This window comes from Rhodococcus sp. MT28, assembly GCF_058792695.1.
On sequence record NZ_JBXAFD010000002.1, the window covers coordinates 798,206 to 822,981 of the forward strand.

17 protein-coding genes are annotated in these 24,776 nt (G+C 62.1%); 11 read left to right on the forward strand and 6 right to left on the reverse strand.

All coding sequences use genetic code 11. The annotated features are described in order from the left end of the window. Window positions 1-209: 209 nt before the first annotated feature. The 6 genes from AC1Q6C_RS12050 to AC1Q6C_RS12075 all read left to right on the forward strand — a co-directional run bounded on the left by AC1Q6C_RS12050 (window position 210) and on the right by AC1Q6C_RS12075 (window position 14,590). On the forward strand, window positions 210-6,320 hold the full coding sequence (locus tag AC1Q6C_RS12050; protein WP_076948710.1) for a type I polyketide synthase: 6,111 nt from the start codon (window positions 210-212) through the stop codon (window positions 6,318-6,320). Further along, entirely contained in the window at window positions 6,317-7,873 is a 1,557-nt protein-coding gene (locus tag AC1Q6C_RS12055; RefSeq protein WP_492666631.1) for a hypothetical protein, read from the forward strand. The genes AC1Q6C_RS12050 and AC1Q6C_RS12055 overlap by 4 nt, the downstream gene beginning before the upstream one ends. Window positions 7,874-7,961: 88 nt before the next feature. Further along, on the forward strand, window positions 7,962-9,788 hold the full coding sequence (locus tag AC1Q6C_RS12060) for a multicopper oxidase family protein (RefSeq protein WP_047271573.1): 1,827 nt from the start codon (window positions 7,962-7,964) through the stop codon (window positions 9,786-9,788). A gap of 222 nt (window positions 9,789-10,010) precedes the next feature. After that, window positions 10,011-11,225: an acetyl-CoA C-acetyltransferase gene (locus tag AC1Q6C_RS12065; protein ID WP_007731553.1), complete on the forward strand. Its 1,215-nt coding sequence runs from the start codon at window positions 10,011-10,013 to the stop codon at window positions 11,223-11,225. 45 nt (window positions 11,226-11,270) lie between these two features. Continuing rightward, window positions 11,271-13,412: a 3-hydroxyacyl-CoA dehydrogenase NAD-binding domain-containing protein gene (locus AC1Q6C_RS12070; protein WP_030535720.1), complete on the forward strand. Its 2,142-nt coding sequence runs from the start codon at window positions 11,271-11,273 to the stop codon at window positions 13,410-13,412. Between the two features lie 140 nt (window positions 13,413-13,552). Then, entirely contained in the window at window positions 13,553-14,590 is a 1,038-nt protein-coding gene (locus tag AC1Q6C_RS12075; RefSeq protein ID WP_003943834.1) for a type IV toxin-antitoxin system AbiEi family antitoxin domain-containing protein, read from the forward strand. Between the two features lie 36 nt (window positions 14,591-14,626). On the opposite strand, the gene AC1Q6C_RS12080 is transcribed toward AC1Q6C_RS12075, so the two are convergent. Both AC1Q6C_RS12080 and AC1Q6C_RS12085 read right to left on the reverse strand, forming a co-directional pair. Then, the gene (locus AC1Q6C_RS12080; protein WP_003943932.1) at window positions 14,627-15,928 is read right to left on the reverse strand and encodes a class I SAM-dependent methyltransferase; all 1,302 of its coding nucleotides are present in this window, start codon (window positions 15,926-15,928) and stop codon (window positions 14,627-14,629) included. Continuing rightward, window positions 15,925-17,328: an FAD-binding oxidoreductase gene (locus AC1Q6C_RS12085; protein WP_050656447.1), complete on the reverse strand. Its 1,404-nt coding sequence runs from the start codon at window positions 17,326-17,328 to the stop codon at window positions 15,925-15,927. Before AC1Q6C_RS12085 ends, AC1Q6C_RS12080 begins: the two co-directional genes overlap by 4 nt. Window positions 17,329-17,666: 338 nt before the next feature. Here AC1Q6C_RS12085 and AC1Q6C_RS12090 point away from each other — a divergent pair, with 338 nt between their 5' ends. Beyond that, window positions 17,667-18,101: an SRPBCC family protein gene (locus AC1Q6C_RS12090; RefSeq protein WP_003943959.1), complete on the forward strand. Its 435-nt coding sequence runs from the start codon at window positions 17,667-17,669 to the stop codon at window positions 18,099-18,101. A 54-nt stretch (window positions 18,102-18,155) separates the two neighbouring features. Here the strand turns inward: AC1Q6C_RS12090 and AC1Q6C_RS12095 are convergent, their stop codons facing one another. The 3 genes from AC1Q6C_RS12095 to AC1Q6C_RS12105 form a co-directional block, all read right to left on the reverse strand. Beyond that, window positions 18,156-19,667 (reverse strand): alpha/beta hydrolase, encoded by a 1,512-nt coding sequence (locus AC1Q6C_RS12095; protein WP_161121112.1) that lies wholly within the window; start codon window positions 19,665-19,667, stop codon window positions 18,156-18,158. Continuing rightward, window positions 19,667-19,963 carry a hypothetical protein gene (locus tag AC1Q6C_RS12100; RefSeq protein WP_054188610.1) on the reverse strand — a complete coding sequence of 99 codons (297 nt, stop codon included), beginning with the start codon at window positions 19,961-19,963 and terminating at the stop codon, window positions 19,667-19,669. Before AC1Q6C_RS12100 ends, AC1Q6C_RS12095 begins: the two co-directional genes overlap by 1 nt. Before the next feature lie 85 nt (window positions 19,964-20,048). After that, entirely contained in the window at window positions 20,049-20,849 is an 801-nt protein-coding gene (locus tag AC1Q6C_RS12105; protein ID WP_030535716.1) for an Rv3717 family N-acetylmuramoyl-L-alanine amidase, read from the reverse strand. 109 nt (window positions 20,850-20,958) lie between these two features. Between AC1Q6C_RS12105 and AC1Q6C_RS12110 the strand changes: the two genes are divergently transcribed. From AC1Q6C_RS12110 to AC1Q6C_RS12125, 4 genes are all read left to right on the forward strand, one after another. Beyond that, a complete protein-coding gene (locus AC1Q6C_RS12110) occupies window positions 20,959-21,297 on the forward strand; it encodes a YbaB/EbfC family nucleoid-associated protein (protein WP_003943929.1) in 339 nt (112 codons plus the stop codon). A 12-nt stretch (window positions 21,298-21,309) separates the two neighbouring features. Continuing rightward, the gene (gene recR, locus AC1Q6C_RS12115) at window positions 21,310-21,930 is read left to right on the forward strand and encodes a recombination mediator RecR (protein ID WP_003943917.1); all 621 of its coding nucleotides are present in this window, start codon (window positions 21,310-21,312) and stop codon (window positions 21,928-21,930) included. Next, window positions 21,930-22,499 carry a TetR/AcrR family transcriptional regulator gene (locus AC1Q6C_RS12120; protein WP_007731538.1) on the forward strand — a complete coding sequence of 190 codons (570 nt, stop codon included), beginning with the start codon at window positions 21,930-21,932 and terminating at the stop codon, window positions 22,497-22,499. The genes recR and AC1Q6C_RS12120 overlap by 1 nt, the downstream gene beginning before the upstream one ends. 86 nt (window positions 22,500-22,585) lie before the next feature. After that, window positions 22,586-24,058, forward strand: coding sequence for an MFS transporter (locus AC1Q6C_RS12125; RefSeq protein WP_492666632.1), 1,473 nt, complete (start codon window positions 22,586-22,588; stop codon window positions 24,056-24,058). On the opposite strand, the gene AC1Q6C_RS12130 is transcribed toward AC1Q6C_RS12125, so the two are convergent. Beyond that, complete coding sequence (locus tag AC1Q6C_RS12130; protein ID WP_492666633.1) at window positions 24,045-24,758, reverse strand: TetR/AcrR family transcriptional regulator; 714 nt, start codon at window positions 24,756-24,758, stop codon at window positions 24,045-24,047. The two genes, AC1Q6C_RS12125 and AC1Q6C_RS12130, sit on opposite strands and share 14 nt — an antisense overlap. Window positions 24,759-24,776: the final 18 nt, after the last annotated feature.

Sequence of the window (24,776 nt, forward strand, 5' to 3'; positions counted from 1 at the left end):
ATGACCGGTTGCGAAGCAAATAAGTAACTCCGAGTTACAGCTAACTCTCGATTGCTGTCAAATTGCTGAAACACGTTCATTGCACCGAACGACCTTTGTTATTTGTTTATGCCTTGAGGTGAATCTGCGTTTTACACACCGATGAGGGCGTGGTTAGTCTTCGGTCGATTGAGTCTCCCGTGGATGCGCACGAAAATAGGAAGTGTAAGATGACTGAAGATTCAACTAATCCTGCGATTGCGATAGTCGGGATGAGCATGTGGTCCCCCGGTGCGCATGATCTGCAAGGATTTTGGGAGAACGTCCTCGCGCGTCGGATGCAATTCCGAAAGTTTCCGGAGTCACGGATGTCCCTCGACGACTACTGGAGCGCGAGCCCTGACGACGTCGACAAGACATACGCCGATCGCGGCGCGTTCATGGATGGTTTCGAATTCGACTGGGTCGGTCGCCGGATACCGGAGCGGACCTTCAAGTCGACAGATCTCACACACTGGTTGGCTCTGGAAACAGCACTCGGGGCTTTGACGGACGCGGGCTACAGCCGAGGATCGGTACCCACTGGACGCAGCGCCGCAATCGTCGGCAACTCCCTCACCGGTGAAGAATCCCGGATGTGGTCGATGCGTTTGCGTTGGCCTTATGTCAAGCGCGCACTCGCTGTGGCAGCCGAAGCGCGCCAGTTGGACAGTTCCGTCGCTGATGCTCTCGCCGAGACGATGGAAGAGGTCTACAAGGGCCCATTGGTGGAGCCGAGTGAAGACACTCTCGCCGGCATGTTGTCGAATACGATTGCCGGCCGGATCTGCAATTATCTCGACTTCAACGGCGGCGGGTACGTCGTGGACGGTGCGTGCGCGTCCGGAATGCTCGCGGTGGCGACTGCAGCCGAAAAGCTGGCGTCCGGCGCGGCCGACTTCGTCTTGGCAGGGGGAGTCGACGTCAGCTTGGATCCTTTGGAACTGGTGGGATTCGCCCGTTTGGGTGCACTGACCCGTGGCGACATGAACGTGTACGACGCAAGCCGAAGCGGATTCATCCCGGGTGAAGGTTGCGGATTCGTGGCCTTGAAACGACTCGAGGACGCCAGGGCGGACGGCGACTACGTGTACGCGACGATTCGCGGCTGGGGCATCTCCACCGATGGCAAGGGTGGAATCACCAAGCCCCGCGCCGAAACTCAGGCCGAGATGATCCGTCGCGCATACTCGCGAGCGGGATTCGCGGCCAGCGAGGTTGCCTTCGTCGAAGGACACGGAACTGGTACTCCCGTCGGAGACCCCGTCGAACTGGCCGGCGTCCAGCAGGCCGCTCAGACGGACGGGCCCGTCGAGGCTCGTAGCATCGGCATGACGTCACTGAAGTCGTTGATCGGGCACACGAAGGCGGCGTCGGGCATCCTTGCGCTGATCAAGGCGACCATGGCCGTCAATCAACGAATCCTTCCGCCGCTCGCCGGTTGCACCGACCCGAACCCGGCGTTCGGAACCGAAGCACCGGCACTCTTTCCGCTCGTCAACGGTGAGATCAGAGATCCGTCCGAGAAGATGCGTGCCGGTGCGCAAGCCATGGGTTTCGGCGGTATCAACTGCCACGTCGCGATCGAATCGGCTGATGCACCATCCAGCAAGCTGACACCCTCGCAAGACGTCCGCACGATGATGGCGTCGTATCAGGACACCGAGGTTTTCGTACTTTCTGCAGATTCCGCGGTGGACTTGGCGACCCGAGCGCGGGATGTTGCAGATCTGGCGGTTCCGTTGAGTGTTGCCGAGCTGCTGGACTTTTCGGCGAAGCTCTCTCGCGTGATCTCGCCGACCGCGCCCTTCCGTGCTGCAGTGGTGGCCGGACGTCCCGCGCAGTTGGCCGAACGCATGCGTCAGCTTGCCGTGATCTGCGAGAACTCCGCTCCTGCATCCGGCCAGGTGAAGGTCGTGAGCAACGAGATCTCGATCTCGAACGCCGTCCACCATGACATCGGATTCCTGTTCCCGGGACAGGGATCCCAACAACTCGAGATGGCGCGCGTGCTGATCGAGCGCTTCGAGTGGGCACGCGAACTGGCGACCCAGGCGGACGGCTGGTTGGAGGGAGTTGGAGCGGAGGCGATCACGCCTCGAATTCTGCGGAACCCGGTCAAGAGCGCTGACGCTGCGGAATTGGCGAAGTGGAAGCGGGATCTCGCCCAGACGCAGTTCACCCAGCCTGCCGTCGCTTTGGCTTCGCTGCTCTGGTTCGAGTACCTCCGCCGATTGGGTGTCACACCCAGTGCTGTCGCCGGCCACAGTCTCGGCGAGTTGACCGCGCTCTACGCGGCAGGAGCTTACGACCAGAAGACGCTGATCACCTTGGCTGCGGCGAAGGGTGCGGCCATGGCTGTCAGTGGTGGTGGAAACGGCGCGATGGCGAGCCTGACCTGCGACCGATCGACGGCTGAGGCGATCATCGCGGAAACAAAGGGTTACGCGACCGTCGCGAATCTGAATACGCCTACACAGACCGTGGTTTCGGGCACCAAAGACGCGGTCGACGATGTGGTTGCCATCGCGAAGACGCGCGGAGTGTCGGCTCAGGCGCTTGCCGTGTCGAATGCTTTCCACTCCGAGATGATGAACGAGGCCGAGCGGGAGCTGAAGTCCACTGTGCCCGTTGACGAGCAAGTCGATTCGCTGACTTGCCCCGTGTATTCCTGCGTCGAAGGGAAACGCGTACAGACGCCACTGGCACTTCGCGAATTGGTCACCAAACAGGTTGTCTCACCGGTCGACTGGGTCAAGACGGTAAGTGGAATCTCGCAGGACGTGGACCTGCTCGTCGAGGTCGGACCCGGCCGTGTGCTGACCGGGCTCACCAAGGCGATCAATGGGACCGACGGCGTGCGCTGCTTCCCCGTTGCGTCCAAGTCCGGACGCGACGAGGACTTCAATGTCGCACTGGCCGCGATGTACGTCCACGGCGCTCAGGTCCGATGGAACGAACTTTTCGACGGCCGGTTCGTGCGCGAATTCGTTCCTGCCGATCAGAAGGTGTTCATCGAGAACCTGGCCGAGGCGAAGCTGACGGTTACCTCTGCTCCCGAACCGCTCGCACTTGGTACGTCCGGCGGGGATCCGGCTGCGGCGCTGGCCGATTACCTGAGCCGACGCGGGACCTTCCTCGTCGACGTGATTCGTGCTGATGTAGGCAGTGGAGCGACTTCTCCGTCTTCTCCATCTGCTCCGACTTCGCGGGCAGTCACCAACGGCCACGAATCCGTGGCAGCGAAAGCTCCTTCGCCGGTTTCGGCTCCGGTAGTCGAAGAGCCGGCTGACGCGGGCGCTGGGTCCGTGGAAAGTGAGCTGATCAGGATCCTCGCCGATACGACGGGATTCCCCGCCGAGTCGATCACGACGGATCTGCGTCTGCTCGATGATATGAATCTCGACTCGATCAGTGCGGCAGAGGCTATTTCGAAGGTTGCGCATCAGTTCGAGGTTGTCGACCTCGACCCTGCCGAGTTGGCCAATGCCACGATCGGAGAAGCAGCATCGCTGATCCTTGCGGCATCACCGAATCCCGGTTCTGCCGTTCCAGCAGCGAGTTCGGTGCAGTCGGACGTGTCGCGAATACTGCTCGAGGTAATCGCGGAGGACACCGGATTTCCGGTGGAGTCTCTCGATGTGGATCTCCACCTGCTCGACGACCTGAACATGGACTCGATCAAGGCTGCCGATGCGATAGCAACTGTGGCAACGCGATTGGGTGTTCAGGGTGATCTGGATCCGGCCGAACTCGTCAACGTCAGCCTGGGTGAACTCATCGAAGTGCTCGATCGATCCGCGAAAGAGAAGTCGGGGCAGCAGCAGCCGGTTGCGCGGGCGCTGCCGGTGAAGGCAAAGGGTCTATCAGCCGACAGCTTCACCTGGGTTCGCGATTACACCCTGGAAAAGGTTCGGAGCGAGACAGCGTTGCACGGAGTCCGAGACCTCACGGACACGACGTTTGTCGTCATCGGTGACGACGCCGGTTTGGTCGGAAGGTTGGAATCCGAACTGCGAGGGCGTGGTGCTCAGGTCGACATTCGCACATTCTCCGACGGCGCTCCTGCGAATGCACAGCACGTGGTTGCCGTAATGCCGCGTGTGACCGATGATTCCGTCACCGAAATCGGCTTGCGCCGTGGGATCGAACACATGCACAAGATGGTTCCGGCGCAGCAAAGTGGAGGCGCACGAACCACATTGGCAGTGATTCAGTTCACCGATGTCGAGTTGGGCAATCCGGCGCCGGTACCGAGTGCGGCGGCTTTTGCCGCTTCGGTGCATCACGAGCGCCCCGAACTGGATGTCCGCGTCATAGGATTCGACGGCTCGACTGCGGACGCGGTGGTGGCAACCACCGTCGTCTCCGAGTTGGATTCGGTTGCACCCTATGTGTTCGCGACTTACGACACCGAGATGGGACGCACGGCACTGCAACCGCGGGTTCTCGCCTCGAGCGACTACACCGTCCGCGAGAGCGGGTTGGGGAGTTCGGATGTAGTGGTCGTGACCGGTGGCGCGAAAGGCATCATGGCGCAATGCGCTCTGGCTCTCGGCCGAAAGACAGGCGCCGAACTAGTGCTGATCGGAAGCTCTCAGCGACAAGCGGGTGACGAAATCGCTTCCACTCTTGCGGACTTCACGTCTGCCGGTTTGAGCGCTCACTACTATCGCTGCAACGTCACGGATGCTGCGGCGGTGGCCGGCGTCGTCGCCCAGATCGAGGTCGAGGTTGGGCCGATCACCGGGTTTGTCCACGGCGCGGGGGCGAATGTTCCGCGGCGGTTCGAGAGAGTCGACAGCGCTGCGGCTTTCAAGGAGGTTGCACCTAAGGTCCTGGGCGCAGCCAACTTCGTCGAAGCGCTCGCTGATCGCGACTTGAAGCTGTTCGTGGGCTTCTCCTCCATCATCGGATTCACAGGTATGCCCGGAAACAGCTGGTATGCATACGGAAACGAGCTTCTCGACGAAATGGTGATGCGGTATGCCGCCGGGCACCCGAAGACTCGGACGTTCTCGCTCGCGTACAGCGTGTGGGGAGAGACCGGCATGGGCGCCCGCATGGGCAGTGTCAACCACCTCGCGAAGATGGGTGTCATGCCGATTTCCACGGCTGCGGGAGTGGATCATTTCCTTCGCCTGGTCGACAGCGGACCCGAGGCGAGTCGTATCGTCGTGACCAGTCGACTCGGCGGTCTCGACACCTGGGCGCCGGCAGCACCGGCTCTGCCGGCGGTGTCGCGCTACATCGACCAAGTGGTGACATTCGAGCCGCAGGTAGAACTGGTGACCCGGACGACGTTGTCCACCTCGGCGGATCCCTTTGTCCTCGATCATGTCTGGAAGGGATCGGCGCTGCTTCCGACGGTGTTCGGGCTTGAGGCGATGTCGCAGGCGGCGGCCTATGTCACCGGACGCGTGACTCTGGGCCGCGTCCGCATCGACGACATCAAGCTGGATCGACCGATCGTCGTCGACACGGTCGAGGGCACCAGAGTCGAGATCAAGGCAAGCGTCGTGGAGCAGGATCGTGATGCTGCAGGAACGCGGGTGCATGTCACGATCGGCACCGAACGGACCGGGTACGGACGGCCCCATTTCTCGGCCGACTTCATCTTCGGGCTGGACGAAACACTGCCGGAGTTCGAGAAGGAGTTGCCGCGACCGGTGCTCGACATCGATCCGTTGGACGATCTCTACTCGTGGTTGCTGTTCCAGGAGGGCGATTTCCGCCGACTCGAAGAGATCTCGAGCCTCGATTCCGAGCACATTCTCTTCAGCGCTATTTCGCGAGCCGACCGTAAGCAGCACCTCCTCGGTGATCCCTACTTCCTCGATTCCCTGCTCCAATCGGGTCAGATCATGGTTCCGCGGGAGATCTGCCTTCCGGTCAACATTGCGCGAATCGACATGTACGACGGACGATTCGAGGCTCGTTCGTTCACCGCGTACGCCTACGACAAGGTGCAGACAGAGACCCACATGCAAGCCGACGTGGCGGTGGTGAAGGACGGACGAGTGGTGATGCAGCTCGAGGGATATCGCTCCCAGATTCTCTCCCACGACGAAAGCCGTCCTACGGCTGAGGAAATCGCGGATCCGACTGCGCGCGACGCACAGATCATTCTCGACAAGCTCGCGCAACACAGCCGGGCGTTGGGAGTGAAGAGCCCGCGGGTTGTGGTCGCGCATACCCCGGGGATTCACGAGTTGACCAAGTCGGAACGCCACGAGCAGGAGAAACCGATCGCCGAGGCGGCCGTGAACATTCATCTCGATGAGGATGTGGTGATCAAATGAGTAATGCCTTTGCCATCGAATGGCAGGAAACCGGAAAGCCCGTCGTCGTCGGTGATATTCCGCCCTCTGTGGATGTCTCGCTCTCGCACGACGGCAGCAAGTCACTCAGTTCGGCCGGCGACTGGCCTCAGGGGTGTGACATCGAACCGATTCGCTCCCGAACCGCCGTGCAGTGGAAGGCGCTTCTGGGTTCGGCGCGGATTCCGCTGCTGGACGAGTTGATCGCAGGCGGCGAATCACTCGATCGTGCGGGAACCAGGCTGTGGGCGGCGGCCGAGGCGATCCGAAAGGCCACGGGGCAGATGTCGGTTTCTCTGGCGATGGGCGCCAGGGAGGACGACGCAGTGACCTTCCGCGGCGGCGCAGAGGGAAGCGTGGTGGTTCTGACTTTTCCAGCTCTGTTGACGGACAACGAGGAGCGGATTCTCGCGTTTGTGACTCATGAGGAGGATGCGGAGGAACCGGCGCAGGACCCGGCACCGCAGTTCGACTCCGGACCGTTGTCGGCGAAGTCTCTCGCGCAGTTCGATCCGATGGCCTACGGCTCCGACGTGCATGTGGTGGCCCGGAGCGGCTATCCGGCGGTGTCGATCCGGTTCCCCGTCGGGTTCCGGGACGCGTGCAACGTCGGTGGATCAGTGGGGTTCGCGAGCTTCGCGCTGTGGTTGGGCGCTTTGCGAGAGAGGGGAACCGGACCGATCTCGAAGCAGATCGCGGAGGACATGGCGACGGGTCGTTGGGGCATGGTGACCAACAACTCCGAGGTGTTCATCGATGCGAACCTGTACACCGACGACATTGTCGAGGGGACGATCTGGATCACCGAGCTCACCGGTCCGGATCGGGCAACCACCAATCTGCATGTCGAATGGTGCCGGGTCGACGGCGAGACGCGCACTCACATCGGGTGGAGTGCGATGCAGACGACGTGGGTGGAAATCCTCTCCCACGGTGTGGTGGCGGCACGGCCGATGCCGCAGTACTTCCACGATTTCATCGAGCCGATGACGATTCCGACGGGGACGAAGAACATCGCTGTTCCCACCGAACCGAAGAACGTCGATCGTGGTTCCGTGATCCGCTCGGCTCCGATGGTGCCGCGCAATCCGTACCTGCTCGAATCCGAGGTGTTCTCGACGACGTTGCAGGACGGAAACGTCGTGGGCAACATCTACTTCGGCAACTATTACATCTGGCAGTCGAGGGTTCGGGACAAGTTCCTGGTCCGTTCTCAGCGTGAGGCCATGGCGGCCAGAGGCGCTCTCGGGGAACTTCGTTGTGTGCACACCAGGGTTGAGCATCTGCGCGAGGTCATGCCGTTCGACGACGTCCTGGTCACGATGTCCTTGTCTGCCCTCTACGAGAGGGGGATCGACCTCGAGTTCGAGTACTTCAAGGTCAATGAGGACGGATCACGGGAGAAGCTCGCGATCGCTCGGCACAGAACTGTCTGGACGATGCCGGGCGCTCCGGGAGAACTGGAAATCTCTCCGCCGTCGAAACTTCCACAGTCGCTGATCGATTCGGTGCTGGAGGCGATCGACGGAAAGTAGGCGGGGGATTTTCCGAGATCGAAGTGGAGAGACGGGTTGCGTTTTCCTTGCGGGAGAACGCAACCCGTTTCGATGGGGAGGGGAATGTATGGGTATCGGGGTTTCCAGAAGATCGGTTCTGAAAGGGTCGGTAGTCGGCACAGCGGCTGTTGCTTTGGGTGCAAAGGCAGGTGCTGCTCCGGCGGGGAGTGTGGATATCGAGTCTCCGTTGATTTTTCATTCGCCGGAGTTCGAGCCGTTCTGTGACGAACTACATTCGTTGTCAACGCTTTCCGGAAACGAGATCACACTGACAGCGCAAGTGGGGCAACATGCCTTTCATCGGGATTTTCCCTCGTCCCCAGCACTGTCGTACCGCAGCGGAGAGATCGGTGGCGGTTATCTGGGCCCTACCGTCGAGGCGCATTCCGGCGAGCCGATCATGTTGACGTTCGAGAACGATCTGACCGGACATCCGTTGGCAGCGGACATGGATATGACGCTGCATGGAATGCAGGCAGACTTTCGCGCTAACCCGCCGACGTCGTTGCACTTGCACGGAGGAGTCACTTCACCTGAGAGCGACGGCCATCCGGAGCTGCTGGTGATGCCGGGACAGGCTGCGATGCATCACTTTTTGCACGGTCAGGAAGCCGCCCACCTCTGGTATCACGATCACGCGATGGGCATCACCCGGCTCAACGTCTACGCCGGTCTGATCGGCAACTATCTGATCAGGGATGAATTCGACACCGGCAAACTGGGAAATCCGTTGGGGTTGCCGGCCGAGGAATTCGAGATCCCGTTGATCCTGCAGGAGAAGATCTTCACGCCGACAGGCGCCCAGAACGGCCGATCCACCATCTTGATCCCGGAAGGATCGTGGGAAGGCGGCGCGGTGGGCGACGTCGGCTTGGTCAACGGCAAGGTGTGGCCGGAACTGGCTGTGGCTCGGGGCCTTTACCGCTTCCGCATCGTCAATGCGTCGTCGGCAAGTGTGTGGAATCTTCACTTCTCGAACATGATGACGTTCTGGGTCATCGGCAACGACGCCGGAATGCTCGACGCGCCCGTCGCGGTCAATGCCTTCCGCTGCGCACCGGGGGAGCGGTACGACCTCCTCGTCGATTTCACCGGACTGTCGGAGGGTTCGACGGTGGAGCTTCGCAACGACGAGGCGCCCCCGCTACCCGCCGCTGTCATCGGTGAAGTGACGATGCCGCTGTTCTGCCGGTTCCGCGGTGACGCCAGGCGCGGATTCACCGGTGGTGTTCCGTCGCAACTGCGCGGTGGGCGCCGGCAACGTGACGTTCTCGCCCCGTTGGAGCAGCCGACGGTAATTCGCACGGTGACGGTGAGCCAGCAACTGGAACTGCGGAATCCACCGGCTCAGATGACGCTGAACAACCTGACGTTCAGCACCACGGACGTCGAGAGGCCGCGGCAAGGCACCGTCGAGCAGTGGAACATCGTCAACACCACGCCGGACCCGCATCCGATACACCTGCACCTGGTGAATTTCCGGATTCTCGGCAGAACACCGATGCGGACGCTGGAGTACTTGATCCGACATCCGCAGCCGGTGATCGGCAACAAGTGGACTCCGTCGCCCGAAGGGTTCGAGGCGGGGCCGATGATCGCGCCGGCGCCGTGGGAAGCGGGAATGAAGGACACCGTCAGGGTGGACGGCGGCACCGTCACCCGGATCATCGTGCGATTCCCCACCGCGGATGAGCTGGGTTTCGATCCCGACGCGATGTTCGATCGTCTTCCGAGCGGTGGGATGACGGGCAGTGGGATGACGGGCGGTGGGATGACGGGCGGCGGGCGCCACGATATGGCTGATTCTGGTCGACTCCAGGGATATGTGTGGCATTGCCATCTACTCGATCACGAAGATCACGACATGATGTTGCCGTATCGCATCGTGCCGTGAGTGCTTCCGGGGGCGCACCCGAAATGAACCGAAGCGGGCAGGCGTTCGCGCACCTGATCACCTCGGTCACCTAGCAGGATCGCTTCGGTCCTTCCCATGAATTTGGAACACGTTCTACAGTGAAAGGGCTGAGGTCTGTACCTCGGCCATGCGCCACCACCGAAGGTGGCGCGGACGATCTGCAGACCGGTTCGACGAATTACACGGAAGGAACACCTCACAGTGACCACAGAGGCATTCATTTATGAAGCCATCCGTACCCCGCGAGGCCGCGGCAAGAAGACCGGGTCGTTGCACTCGGTCAAGCCGATCTCGCTGGTCACGGGTCTGATCCAGGAACTGCGCGTGCGCTTTCCCGACCTCGACGAGGACCGGATCTCCGACCTCATCCTGGGCGTCGTCACCCCCGTTGGCGATCAGGGAATGGACATCGCCCGCGTTGCAGTCAACGATGCGGGACTGCCCGACACCGTCGGCGGCGTTCAGCTCAACCGTTTTTGCGCTTCCGGCCTCGAGGCCGTGAACATGGCTGCTCAGAAGGTTCGGTCCGGCTGGGACGAACTGGTGATCGCCGGTGGCGTCGAGTCGATGTCCCGCGTTCCGATGGGATCCGACGGTGGACCGTGGGCACTCGACCCCGCCACCAACTACGACAACTACTTCGTGCCGCAGGGCGTCGGCGCAGACCTCATCGCCACCATCGAGGGCTTCTCGCGTGACGACGTCGACGCATACGCCGTGCGCTCGCAGGACCTCGCCGCCAAGGCGTGGACCGGCGGATACTTCGCCAAGTCGGTAGTGCCGGTCAAGGACATCAACGGCATCACCATCCTCGACAACGACGAGCACATGCGTCCGGGCACCACGGCAGAGAACCTCGCCGGCTTGGCTCCCGCGTTCGGTGTGATCGGTGAAATCGGCGGATTCGACGCCGTGTCGCTGCAGAAGTACCACTGGGTCGAGAAGATCAACCACGTTCACCACGGCGGCAACAGCTCGGGAATCGTCGACGGCGCTGCCCTCGTGCTCGTCGGTAGCGAGCAGGCCGGCAAGGACATGGGTCTGACGCCGCGCGCTCGCGTCGTCGCCACCGCCACCAGCGGCGCCGACTCCACCATCATGCTCACCGGCCCGACGCCGGCGTCGAAGAAGGTTCTGGCAGCTGCCGGCCTGACGGTCGACGACATCGACCTCTTCGAGATCAACGAGGCATTCGCTTCCGTCGTCCTGAAGTTCCAGAAGGACCTGAACATCCCGGACGAGAAGCTCAACGTCAACGGTGGCGCGATCGCCATGGGTCACCCGCTCGGTGCAACCGGCGCGATGATCACCGGAACGATGGTCGACGAGCTCGAGCGTCGTGGCGGCAAGCGCGCCCTCATCACCCTGTGCATCGGCGGCGGTATGGGCGTTGCCACCATCATCGAGCGCGTCTGACGCGGCGTCCGTCCTTCCAACGAGGCTTACCAGGAGTCAAGCAAAGTGACTGATCAGAACATCATCAACTGGGACCAGGACGCCGACGGCATCGTCGTGCTCACCATCAACGATCCCAACCAGGGCGCAAACACCATGAACGACGCGTACATCGCGTCGATGAAGGCCACCGTCGACCGTCTGGTCGCCGAGAAGGACTCCATCACCGGTGCCGTCATCACTTCCGGCAAGAAGACCTTCTTCGCCGGTGGCGACCTCAAGAACATGATCAAGGTCGGCCCCGAGCAGGCCGAGGAGATCTACAACCACAGCGTCGAGATCAAGGCAGACCTGCGTCGCCTCGAAACTCTCGGCAAGCCGGTCGTCGCCGCCATCAACGGCGCGGCACTCGGCGGCGGCCTCGAGATCGCTCTCGCGACCCACCACCGCATCGCGGCAGACGTCAAGGGAGTCAAGATCGGCCTGCCCGAGGTCACCCTCGGCCTGCTGCCCGGCGGCGGCGGCGTCGTGCGTACCGTGCGGATGCTCGGCCTGCAGAACGCGCTCATGGGCGTCCTGCTCCAGGGGCAGCAGCGTGGACCCGTTCAGGCTAAGGAAGTCGGCCTCATCGACGAGGTCGTCGGCTCGGTAGAGGAGCTGGTTCCGGCTGCGAAGGCATGGATCAAGGCCAACCCCGAAGGCGGCGTTCAGCCGTGGGATGTCAAGGGCTACAAGATCCCTGGCGGAACTCCGTCCACTCCGGCATTCGCTGCCAACCTTCCGGCGTTCCCCGCGAACCTGCGTAAGCAGCTCAAGGGCGCTCCGATGCCGGCTCCGCGCGCCATCATGGCCGCAGCCGTCGAGGGTTCGCAGGTCGACATCGACAACGCGCTGCTCATCGAGGCTCGCTACTTCACCTCGCTGGTGACCGGCCGCGTCGCGAAGAACATGATCCAGGCGTTCTTCTTCGACCTGCAGTCGATCAACGGCGGCGGTTCACGTCCGGCAGGCATCGAGAAGTCCACCATCAAGAAGGTCGGTGTCCTCGGCGCGGGCATGATGGGCGCGGGCATCGCGTACGTCTCCGCCAAGGCAGGCTTCGACGTCGTGCTCAAGGACGTCACCATCGAGGCTGCAAACAAGGGCAAGGCGTACTCCGAAGGCATTGAGGCCAAGGCGCTCTCGCGCGGCAAGACCACGCAGGAGAAGTCCGACGCACTCCTTGCCAAGATCACGCCGACGGCTGACCCGGCAGATTTCGCCGGCGTCGACTTCGTCATCGAAGCAGTCTTCGAGAGCCAGGAACTCAAGCACAAGGTGTTCCAGGAGATCGAGGACATCGTCGATCCCAAGGCACTGCTGGGCTCGAACACCTCGACGCTGCCCATCACGGGTCTCGCCACCGGCGTGAAGCGTCAGGAAGACTTCATCGGCATCCACTTCTTCTCGCCCGTCGACAAGATGCCGCTGGTGGAGATCATCCGCGGTGAGAAGACCTCCGACGAGACTCTGGCTCGCGTGTTCGACTACGTCCAGGCGATCCGCAAGACGCCGATCGTGGTCAACGACTCGCGTGGCTTCTTCACCTCGCGTGTCATCGGCACCTTCATCAACGAGGCCATCGGCATGCTCGCCGAGGGCGTCGAGCCTGCCACCATCGAGCAGGCCGGTATGCAGGCCGGTTACCCGGCTGCGCCGCTTCAGCTTTCGGATGAGCTCAACCTCACCCTCATGCAGAAGATCCGCAAGGAATCTGCCGACGCCGCCAAGGCCGAAGGCAAGGAACTGCCGGCAGATCCGGCCGGCGAGGTCATCAACACCCTCGTCGAGAAGTTCGATCGTAAGGGCAAGCTCGGTGGAGCCGGCTTCTACGATTACGCCGAGGGCAAGCGCACCGGCCTGTGGTCCGGACTCCGCGAGAACTTCAACTCCGGAACCTCCGACGCCCCGATCCAGGACCTCATCGACCGCATGCTGTTCATCGAGGCGATCGAGACGCAGAAGTGCTTCGACGAGAACGTCCTGATCACCACGGCGGACGCCAACATCGGCTCCATCATGGGCATCGGATTCCCGGCCTGGACCGGTGGCGTTCACCAGTTCATCGTCGGTTACGAGGGCGGCACGGCCGGCTTCGTCGCTCGTGCAAAGGAACTCGCTGCGCAGTACGGCCCGCGGTTCACCCCGCCGGCTTCGCTAGGGGCATAGCCCCCGTGCGCCTTTTTGGTAGTTACGGCTACCAAAAAGGCGCACAGGGGTTCATCCCCAGCCTGTGAGTTATCCACAGACGAACTCCGACAGCGAATTTCGCGTCAGTCCTGTCGGAGTTCGGCCTGACGCTTGGTGCCATGACTACGTCTCATGGTGGAAGCGAGTTTCTCCGGATTCTCGATGCGCAATCCGGTCTGGTACGGCAACAGCAACTCTCGTCATTCGGATACAACCGAGGGATGCTGCGGAACTTTCTGGACCGCGGCGAATGGCAGCGCGTTCTACAAGGCGTGTATGCAGTGACCGCTGGCCCGCTCACCAGAGAAATGATCTTGAACGCCGCTTGGCTTTATGGTGGCCCGCAAGCGATTCTGAGCCACGACACTGCAGCTGAGGAATGGGGAATGCGTCGCATCGACGCAGACAAGCCAGTCCATGTCACCGTGCCCTACGGCAAGTCGGCTCGCTGTCAGTCCGCGACAATCCGCCGAGTTCCAGCGCGAACGTCGGGTGCACTTGTCAGAGTGGGTGGCGTGGTTCACCCCGGGGTAGTCGTCCACCGATCCCGAGCCCACCGATACATCGGCGTGCCGTCAGTCATACCTCGAACGTCGCGGGCGGATACCGCGATTGATCTTGCGACCGCCGAATCCACAGCGCGAAGCGCCTACGTTTCACTCATCACCACAGTGACAAATGCGCGAATTCCGTTGAACGATGTGCGTCGTCGGATTGACGAACGAACACCACATCGATTCAAGGGTGCGCTTTCCGATGCGGTACGCCTCCTGGCAGACGGGGTGCAGTCAACGCTCGAATACCACTATGCGGTCGACGTGGAGCAGGCGCACGGGTTGCCGTCGGCCAGACGCCAGTCTCCGGTCCGCGTCGACGGCCGCACGCTGTACGAGGACTGCGATTACAGCGAAGTCAGTGTGCCGCTGATCGTGCGTCTCGACGGTCGGTGGGCGCATTCCATGGCAGAAGTGGCATTTCGTGATCGCCGCCGTGACAATGCGGCAGAGCTGGCAGGTCGTCCGCGGTTGGTCTACGGATTCGACGAGGTGATGAAGACCCCGTGCCAGGTTGCGCACGAGGTGGAGACGGTCTTGCGGCGGGGAGGTTGGGTGAGGACGCAGTCGGGTGCCTGCGGCACCTGTGCGCCTTTTTGGTAGTGCCGACTACCAAAAAGGCGCACAGGGGCTTTGCCCCTAGGCCTTCCACCACGGGCGAAGCGGCACATGCGCCTCACCCTTGGGGCCGAGCTTCACGGCCAGAACCTGGTGCAGCTGAACGACATTGCGCTCGAACCCGAGTCGTGAGCCGGCCATGTACAGGCCCCAGACGCGGGCGGTTCCTTCGCCGACCTCGGCGACGCAGGCGTCCCAGTTGTCGACGAGATTCTGGCACCATCCGGCGAGCGTCAGTGCGTAGTGCTCGCGAAGGTTCTCTTCGTGACGCACCTCGAGGCCGACGTTCTGGATCTCGGAGATGATGCGACCCGAACCGGTGAGCTCCCCGTCGGGGAAGACGTACCGGTCGATGAATCCGCCTGCTTTGGCGCTGCTTCGGTTGTCCGGACGGGTGATGCAGTGGTTGAGCAGACGCCCACCCTCACGCAGCTTGCCCTTGAGGAACTCGAAGTACGCCGGGTAGTTTCCGACGCCGATGTGCTCGGTCAGGCCGATGGAGGACACTGCGTCGAATCCGGTCTCGGCCACGTCGCGGTAGTCGGAGAAACGGACCTGGGCGAGATCGGCGAGGCCCTCGTCCTCGATGGCCTTCTGTGCCCAATCCGCTTGCTCGCGTGAGAGAGTCACGCCGATCACCTTGACGCCGCGCCTGGCCGCGTAGCGGACCATCGAGCCCCAGCCACAGCCGATGTCGAGAAGTCGATCACCCTTCTGGAGTCCGAGCTTCTCGAACACCAGGCGGTACTTGTTCTCCTGGGCTTCTTCGAGCGTCTGCTCCGCATTGTCGTAAGCGGCACAGGTGTACGTCATGGACGGGCCGAGGACGTACTCGTAGAAGGTGTTGGAGACGTCGTAGTGGTGATGGATGACTTCGGCGTCACGAGTCTTGGAGTGACGCAGTCCTTCTGCGACGCGACGCCACCGAGGGAGATGTTCCTGGGGCGGCGGGGCGATGGGCCGCAACAGATCCCAGCCCAGGGAGCGCGTGATGCTGGCGAGCGTCAGTGCGGACGGGCGCTTGAGGTGGAGTTCGTCACCCATGATGCGCAGGATCTCGTACGGATCACCGGGGTGGACGCCCTCGGCTTCGAGATCGCCGGAGACGTACGCGCGGGCCATGCCGAGGTCACCGGGAGCTGTTGCGAGATAAGTGGTTCCGCGAGTCGACTTGAGGTGCAGTCCGTAGTCGGCATCTTCGGGGCCGGCGGTGCTGCCGTCGTACGCGGTGAATCGAAGCGGCAGCATGCCGTCGGAAAGCGTCTCGAGAATCTCGGCAATAGAGAGCTTGTCCTGGCTTTTGGAGTCTTTGAACGTGGTCATTTACGTTGCACCGCCTTAGAGAATAGATCCAATAAACGGGATTTCGGGTCGTAGCGTTCCTTGAGTCCGATGTACCGGTCGCCGCCGTAGTACAGCTCCTCGAAGTCTTCCTTCGAGTAGTAGGAGTCGGAGTAGAGCGATTTGTGTCCGTCGAAATCGCTGACCTTTTCTTCGATCAGTCGATTTGCTGCCCCCTCGCGCTCACCGGGAACGATCGGCACCGAAGACCAGAAGCCGATGTTGACGTAGGTGCGCTTGGGTTCGAGGGGGTAGAGGGGCCACGGCCGTGATGCAGAAGCGGCGGCAGGGCTTGGCTCGCGAAGACGCAACGGGCACAACCACAGTGGTTCGATCGGGATTTCCTCGAGGAACCACGAGACGAAGTCCGCGGTTCGTTCGATGGGTACCTCGACGTCCTGGACGACGCGTTCGCGCGGGGGCTTGCCCTTGCGCTTTTCGAGGCGATCTCCGATGTCGTACTTGTGGTCGAGGGCGATCAGCTTCCAGTAGAAGCTGCTGCGCAGGTACTGCTTGGGCCAGAAGCGCCGGATCTTCGGGTTCTGTGCACCGAAAGCTCGTGAGCACCAGAACCAGTCGGTGTCCCAGCGCCACAGGTAGTCGCGAATGGTCAAGCGATCCGTCTTGGGCTGGGTGAGTGACGAATGCTGGATCGACCGGTAGAAGATGTCCTGGTCGGTGTAATCGCTGACCGGGCCTTCCTTGTCGGTTTGCACGCCGAGTGTGAGGTAGCTCTCGGAATCGGTGAAGACCACCCCGTCGAGATAGTCGACGGCGATCCCGTCGTACTCGCGTTCGGTGACGATGCGATCCATCGTTTCTTCGAGCTTCTTCAACGAATCGAAGCGCACGTGGCGCAAGGCGACGTACTTCTTGACGGGTTCGAGTGCGATCTTCAATCGCGTCGAATAGCCAAGGGTGCCGTAGGAATTGGGGAAACCGAAGAACAGTTCGGCGTGTTCGCCGTCCGGTGTTGCCGTGATGATCTCGCCGCTTCCGGTCAGTACGTCGATTTCGAGTACCGACTCGTGCGGCAGGCCGTTGCGGAACGAGGTGGACTCGATGCCCAGGCCGGTCACCGCACCGCCCAGGGTGATGGTCTTGAGTTGAGGCACGACCAGGGGCGCCAGCCCGTAGGGCAGCGTCGCGTCGACGAGGTCCTCATACGTGCACATGCCGGCGACGTCGGCTGTGCGCGCCTGCGCATCGACGGCGATGACACCTGCCAGACCGCTGACGTCGAGGCCGGGGGCCGACGTCTTGGCGCGAGCGCGGAACAGATTGGATGTCTTCTTTGCCAGGCGTACAGAAGCATCGGCGGGAATGGCGCGGTATGACGCGAGTAGGCGTTCGACGCCTTCTCTGTGCTGCTCGAACCCCATTTCACGCGCAGCATCGGAACCCGGGCCTTGCTTTGTCCGGATTCGATCTAACTTCTGAACTACCCCATTGAACGAGAGAGTCACACCCTGACGCTATCGGTAGTTGCGTGTGCAAGCTATCCGGAGGGGTATTAATGCCCGAATTTGATCGAGTTGTTGCAATCGAACTCGGTAAATGCTCCGAGTGGTGAACCAGCTCACACGGAATGGGTAGATGGTCGAGATACCCGGGCGCAGCAGGCAGTATGGAAAGGAATATCTGCGCAGTTCGAGGTGCGGATTCGGGTAGTCATTCGCGGTATCGAGCCGCGTTGGTCGAGCAAGGAGACGTAGGGCATATGGGTCAGGTCAATGCAATGAGTTCGACAGTCGTCACAGCAGCACCCGACAAGGTGCTCGCGGCGCTCTCGGACTACGAGACGGTTCGCCCGCGAATCCTGTCCGAGCAGTACCTCGACTACAAGGTCGTCGAAGGTGGCCAGGGTGACGGAACCGTCGCGCAGTGGACGCTCAAGGCGACGGAAAAGCGCTCGCGCAACGTCAAGGCGACAGTGACGGTCGACGGCAACGTCATCACCGAGAAGGACGCGAACTCCAGCCTCGTCACCACCTGGACCGTTGCCCCCAACGGCACCGGAACGACGGTGACGACGCTCACCCAGTGGCAGGGTGCCACCGGTATCGGCGGCTTCTTCGAGCGCACGTTCGCTCCGAAGGGTCTGCAGCGCATCCAGGCCCAGGTCCTGGACAACCTCAAGCGCGAACTCGTCTAACCGATCCTGCATCACCGAGATGGCGTCGTACCTTCACCGGTACGGCGCCTTCTTTCATGGGCCGGTAATGATCCGTCCGAATTCGGTGAGTGCGGGGTTTCCGCTTTCCCAGTAATCGCTGTGAACTCCGAACCCAGGCTCCCCGGGAGATCCGGTGAATACCTGCGCGCCGAATTCCGGATCCGACGGGTCGAACCCGTGGACTCCGAGGATCGTGGGGATCAATTGGACCGGATCCCAGAAGGCCGTCGTCGAATGAACATGGCGAGCCATCTCGGCCGAGTCGACGCCGTCCAGGCTCAGTTCGTTCACGCGCTCGGCATCGACGCCGGGGCTTGCGACAAAAACCAGTTCGTCGACGTCGAGGGAAGCGCCACGGGTAGTCGCAGCACCGATGACGGTGCTGCCGTAGGAATGACCGATCACCACGTTGTGCGAAGGCGGACCGTCATGCGAGGTTCGTAACCCGTCCTGGAAGCTGTCGAGCCTCGGCGCTGCGGAGGTGGCGTACCGATCCGATGCTGCGTCGGGAATGCCTGGGGGAGCGTCGTATCCGGACCACAGGATCATTGATGTGGCTTCCGTCGGTGCTGCCCTGACGGACGCGTCGTACATGGCCTTGGTTCGTTGCAGGTCTCCGCCGACGCCCGACAGCCCGGAGCCGGTTCCGGGAACCAGTGTTGCGACGTTGCCGGCGGCATCGGGATTACCGACTGCCACGACGGCATGCCCATCCGTGACCGAGAGAAGGAACGTGTCCGGTCGAAGTTCGCCGCGCACGGCCGTGTATCCGGCAGCTACCGTTCGATCCGGCAACTGCTCGAGCGCAGAGAGGTACCGCCGGTTGTAGTAGTCCCGGTCGAGGGCGGGAAGGCCGTCGCGGCTACCGATGGACGGATCCCACCTCGCCAACGCGTCTTTCTCGTTGGGCGTGAGCGATTCCCAGAGTCGGTGTAGCTCCGTGGGTGTCCCGGGGAGTGTCGACCTCCCGTCGAGGATGTCGACGACAGTGCGGTCGAGGCGATCAGGCTGATTGCCAAGGAGTGATCCGATCTCTCGGAATGCCGCACGCAGAGCAGTCGCGGCCCGGTTGTCTTCGTCGTCGAGTGCCGTCAATGCAGTGGAGATCTTCTGCTGAAAAACCTGTGCAGCCGTGGCGTTTTCGGAATCTTGCATGGCGTCGGCCAGATTCCATGGCTGCTTCGTCTCAGGTGCCGATACCGCTCCACTGTCTGACACCGTCAAGCCGTGTTCGAGAGTCGCCTCCTCGACCAGGTCCAGAACTGATTTTCGCGCCGCACCGATCGTATTGGACGCTCCGCCATACAGATCCGCAACTACGCGAACTGCAATCGACAGCCGGGACGAGGAAAGCGAGATGCCAGACCACTGCACTGCCGCCGCGCTCGACGCTTGTCCCTGCCAGAATTCGCGGACGGCGTCGATGCTGCGTCCGGCGTCATTGCCGAGAACTTCGATCTGCCGGTCGATGTCGATCAGTTCCGAAGCGCTTGTGCGCAATTTCTCCGGTGACCACGTTCGAAGCTGAGAGACGGTGGGCCGCATCAGTAGGCTCCGCGCAGTTCGGACACCACTTCGCCCTCGGCAGCGTCGTACAGACGTGCTGCGGCAGCGGTTCCCGACGCCATGAGTCCCAATTGCGTAGCCAGGTGCCGGTACGCGTCGGCGATGACGCCGGCATTCCCAGTCGACACAGCCGCGACGGCGGACGAGTTCAGGGCCGCCGCGGCTTCGAAAATCGTACCGGCGGAATCGATCCCCGAGATCTGTTCCGCAATTCGAGACAGATCAGCTGAAAGTTGCTGCAGAGCAGCGAAATCTACCTGAAGTATCGGCCCCATGGCAGAACCGTATCCAGGTGAGCGGGCTACCTCGGCGGTGCCGACATACCTGTGGACAAGTGGAATTTCTCCACAGAAAGACAGGTCAGGGGGTTGTGAGGAAGGCGGTGACTCCGCTGGTGACGGCGGACGCATATTCCTGCTGACCGTCCGGGCTCGTCATGCGCGCTGCCTCGTCGGCATTTCGCATGTTGCCGAGTTCGACCAGAATCGACGGCCGCTGCGACAGATTGAGTCCCGTCAGATCGGCGCGTGGTGCCAGCCCGTCGTCACCGATGTAGGTCGACGGGGTGAGCCCGGCGGTGACGAGTGAGTCGCGCATGGTTTCGGCAAAGGCGACGGACGGGCCGGCCTGCACCGTGTTCAGCGGGGGCGCGGAGTAGCAGACGTGGAAGCCCTCGGCTCCGGCTGCTGCGCCGTCCGCGTGAATGCTCACCACTACGTCGGCGCCGGAGGAATTGGCAGCTTCGGCGCGTGCGTCGACGCAAGATCCGACGCTGATGTCGTCCGGTCGACTCAGGACCACTGTGGCGCCTTGGCCTTCGAGTTCGCTCTTGACCAGGCTCGCGACTTCCCAGTTGAAGGTGTGCTCGGGGAACCCGGCATCGGTGTTGGTGCCGGTGGTCTGGCAGTTCTTGGTGCCGCCGCGGCCCGTGGGGACCTGGGTGTTGATGCTGTCGTCGTTCGCCCCGCTGTGCCCGGGATCGAGGAAGACGACCTTGCCGGTGAGCGCAGCGGGGACGTCAGCGGCGACAGTGCTCAGCGGAGACACCTCGACCGAAGTCGTGGCCTCGGCAGTCTCGGTCGGAATCGTGCACGCAGCGCTCAGAAGCCCGGCCCCGACCACGGCGATCAGGGCAGTGGAGCGGAACACACGTGATGCCATGTTTGACCCTCTTGACGGTTTTACGGTGTCTGACTGGTTCCGGCGCACCCGCTCACGGTAGCGCGCACCGACTACGCTGGTGGGGATAACTCTGTAGAAAGGACCGCTCGTGCAACCAGGTGGAGCACCCGACATGTCTGCTCTGTTGGCTCAGGCTCAGCAGATGCAGCAGCAATTGATGGCGGCGCAGCAGGAAATGGCTCAGGCCGAAGTGACCGGTCAGGCCGGTGGCGGACTGGTTGTCGCCACGGTCAAGGGCACCGGCGAGGTTGTCGGTCTGCAGATCGATCCCAAGGTCGTCGACCCCGAAGATGTCGAGACGCTGCAGGATCTGGTGATCGGCGCGATCGAGGACGCTTCGCGTAAGGCACAGGAAGTCGCTGCTGAGAAGCTCGGCCCGTTGGCCGGCGGACTCGGCGGAGGCCTTCCCGGTCTCCCCGGCTTCTAGAAACGAGAACGCGTGTACGAAGGTCCGGTTCAGGATCTGATCGACGAACTCGGGAAGCTTCCCGGAGTCGGGCCGAAGAGCGCTCAACGCATCGCTTTTCACCTGCTCTCCGTGGAGCCTCCCGAGATCGACCGTTTGAAAAATGCATTGCAGCGCATCCGTGACGGCGTTCAGTTCTGCACGGTGTGCGGAACTGTCTCCGATCAGGAGAAGTGCCGCATCTGCGCCGACGCACGTCGCGATCGCACGGTGATCTGCGTCGTGGAGGAACCGAAGGACGTTCAGGCCGTCGAGCGCACCCGTGAGTTCAAGGGTCGCTATCACGTGCTCGGCGGTGCGCTCAATCCGCTCTCGGGGATCGGGCCTGACCAGTTGCGTATCCGGGAGTTGTTGGCTCGCATCGCAAATCAGGAGGACGGCGTCGACGTGTCCGAGGTCATCATCGCCACTGACCCCAACACCGAGGGTGAGGCGACAGCTACCTATCTCGTTCGCATGATGCGAGACATTCCGGGGCTCACGGTGTCTCGGTTGGCTTCGGGTCTTCCGATGGGTGGCGATCTCGAATTCGCAGACGAGTTGACGCTGGGTCGCGCATTGTCCGGCCGTCGTGAATTGTCGCGGAACGCTTGATGAGCGGCACGGAGCAAGGTCAGCAGGTGCGTCGTACGTCCGAGCAGACGCGTGCGCAGATCATCGCGTCGGCCGGGAAAGCATTCGCGACTCGGCCGTACCGCGAAATCACGCTCAAGGACATCGCCGAAGACGCAGGCGTCAGCGCGCCTCTGATCATCAAGTACTTCGGTTCCAAAGAGCAGTTGTACGACGAGTTGGTCGACTTCCGGGCAGCGGCGGTCACGGTCTTCGACGCCCCGAACGACTCGCTCGGCGAGCGCATGGTCTCGCTGTTCACCAAGCCGCTGGAGTCGTACAAGCCGCTGTCCATGAGCTTGTTGTTCATGAGCGGCGTCAGTGAAGAGAGCAACCGCAAGCTGCGCGAGAACTATTCGACGCAGATGATCGACACCCTCGCCGCTCGCCTGTCCGGCCCCGACGCGAGATTGCGCGCGGAACTGGCGATGTCGATGGTGGTCGGAGTGGCGATCATGCGCCGACGGATGATGGCCGGCCATGCCACCGGCACCCAGGACGAGGTGGTTGCGCTGTACGCACCGCTGGTGCAAAAGCTGCTCGACGGGTGAGCGGCGTCACAATTCTTGCTAGGTAAATATCCGTTCACCTAATGTAGGTGAACGGATATTTACCTAGTGAGAACAGGCGGTGTGGGGTGACGACGCTCGACCGTCCGCCGGGCACGCCTGCAGTCACCACCTCCGACGCGGGACTCGCGCAGCCGCGCTCCCGCTTCCTGTTCCCCATCGTTGTCGCCGCCGCAGTGTTCCAGGCTGTTCTGCAGACGGTCATCGTTCCACTGCTGCCGGAGTTGCCGCACTTCACCGGCGCTGGACGCACGGCCGTGTCCTGGCTGGTGACCGTCACGCTGCTGGTCGGCGCTGTCGTCACTCCCATCTTCGGTCGACTCGCCGACATGTTCGGCAAGAAGAAGATGCTTCTGGTTGCTTTCTCGATGATGACTCTCGGCTCGATGTTGTGTGCGCTGTCGTCGGACATCGCTGTACTCATCTTCGCGAGAGCGTTGCAGGGGGCCGGGTCGGCAGTCATCCCCATCGGAATCTCCATGCTGCGAGACGAATTGCCACGGAACAAGGTCAACGGCGCAGTGGCCATGATGAGTTCGACGCTCGGTGTCGGAACCGCTTTGGGCATACCGTTTTCTGCGATGATCGCGCAGTACTCGAATTGGCACGTCCTGTTCTGGGTAACCACCGCCATCGGGCTGTCCGTGACTCTTGCTGCGGTGCTGTTCATTCGAGAGTCCGAGCCGAATCCGTCGGGAAGATTCGACGGCGTCGGGGCGGTTGGTCTGAGCGCCGCGATGATTGCTCTGCTTGTGCCGATCACTCAGGGGTCGAGTTGGGGGTGGACCAGTGGAGCGGTGATCTCCATGCTGGCCGCGTCGGCGGTGCTGTTCACGCTCTGGGTAATTCAACAGCGGCGCAACGTCAATCCGCTGGTCGACGTCCGTGCTCTCGTGAAACGTGCAGTGTTGATCCCGCATCTGGCGGCTCTGCTGGTCGGGTTCGCGTTTTTCGGGAACACGCTGATCACGACACAACTGCTGCAGGGGATGAAGGGGCCGGGTGCCGGGTACGGCCTGTCGATCATCGCGGCAGCGCTCTGCCAGATTCCGGCGAGTATCGCGATGGTGCTGTTCTCACCGGTTGCGGTGCGTATCACCGACCGCTTCGGTTCACGGACCGCGATGTTGACCGGCGCCGTGTTCCTCGCCGGCGGGTACGGGATTCACGCCGTTGCCGGTAAGCCGCTGTGGGGAGTGGTTGCAGCACTGGGTATCACAGCGGTCGGGACTGCCATCGTGTACAGCACGCTCTCGCTGCTGATTCTGGTTGCCGTGCCTCGTCAGCGACTGGCGGCTGCCAACGGGCTGAACTCACTTCTGCGGACGTCCGGAAGCACGATCTGCAGTGCGACGGTGGCAACCATTCTCGCTGCATTCGTGATCAGCGGTTCGGAACATTCCACGTCGTGGACCGGATTCTCCGTCGCCTACCTGGTGTGCGCGGGCTGCGCGGTGGTCGTGTTCGCGGTGTCGATCCTGTTGCCGCAGGGACGAACCCCGAAACATCTGGATTTGCCGGATCTGGTCAGGCGACCCTGAATCCCGAGAGGAAGAGCGTGATCATCAGATCCGCGAACTCGTCGGTGGTGTACTTCTGGCGATCCGGCCAATGCGTTGTCGACCACAAGGTGTCTCGTACCGATCGATAGAAAATTTCCGGTGCCACGTCTTTGCGGAAGATTCCCTGATCGACGCCTTCGGCAATCGCTTTCATCCAATGCTCGCGGACTTGGCGGGAAGGCCCGTCGACGGATTGCAGGAGATCGTTGTCGCGAAGATAAGCCCGATCGTTCTGGTAGATCGCCGTCGGGTGCGGGTGTAGTTCGATGACGACCAGCGTCTCGCGGATCAAGCCGCGCAGGACTTCCTCGGGGTCGTTTGCCGTCTTCTCCACCTGATCGAAGCGGAGCTGAATGTCGGTGATGAAGCCGCGCATGAGCTCGGCAACTATCGCATTCTTCGACTTGAAGTAGTGGTAGAGGCTGCCCGAGAACACACCGGCGGCGTCGCCGATCTCGCGAACGGTCGTGGTGGCGACACCCTTCCTGGCAAACAGCTCGGCTGAGCTCTCCAGGATCTTCTCCCGACGATCTGGTGATGCCACTGAAATCTCCACTGGTTGTCGGTCCTGCTCAGGGCAGGGATTCGGGGGTGCCGGGCTGCCGGCGTCGAACGTAGCGCAATCCTGCCTGATAGCTCCGTCTCGAACCAATTCGTCGGTGAGATCGCGTGTTTCCACTTCCGGATTCCTATGCTA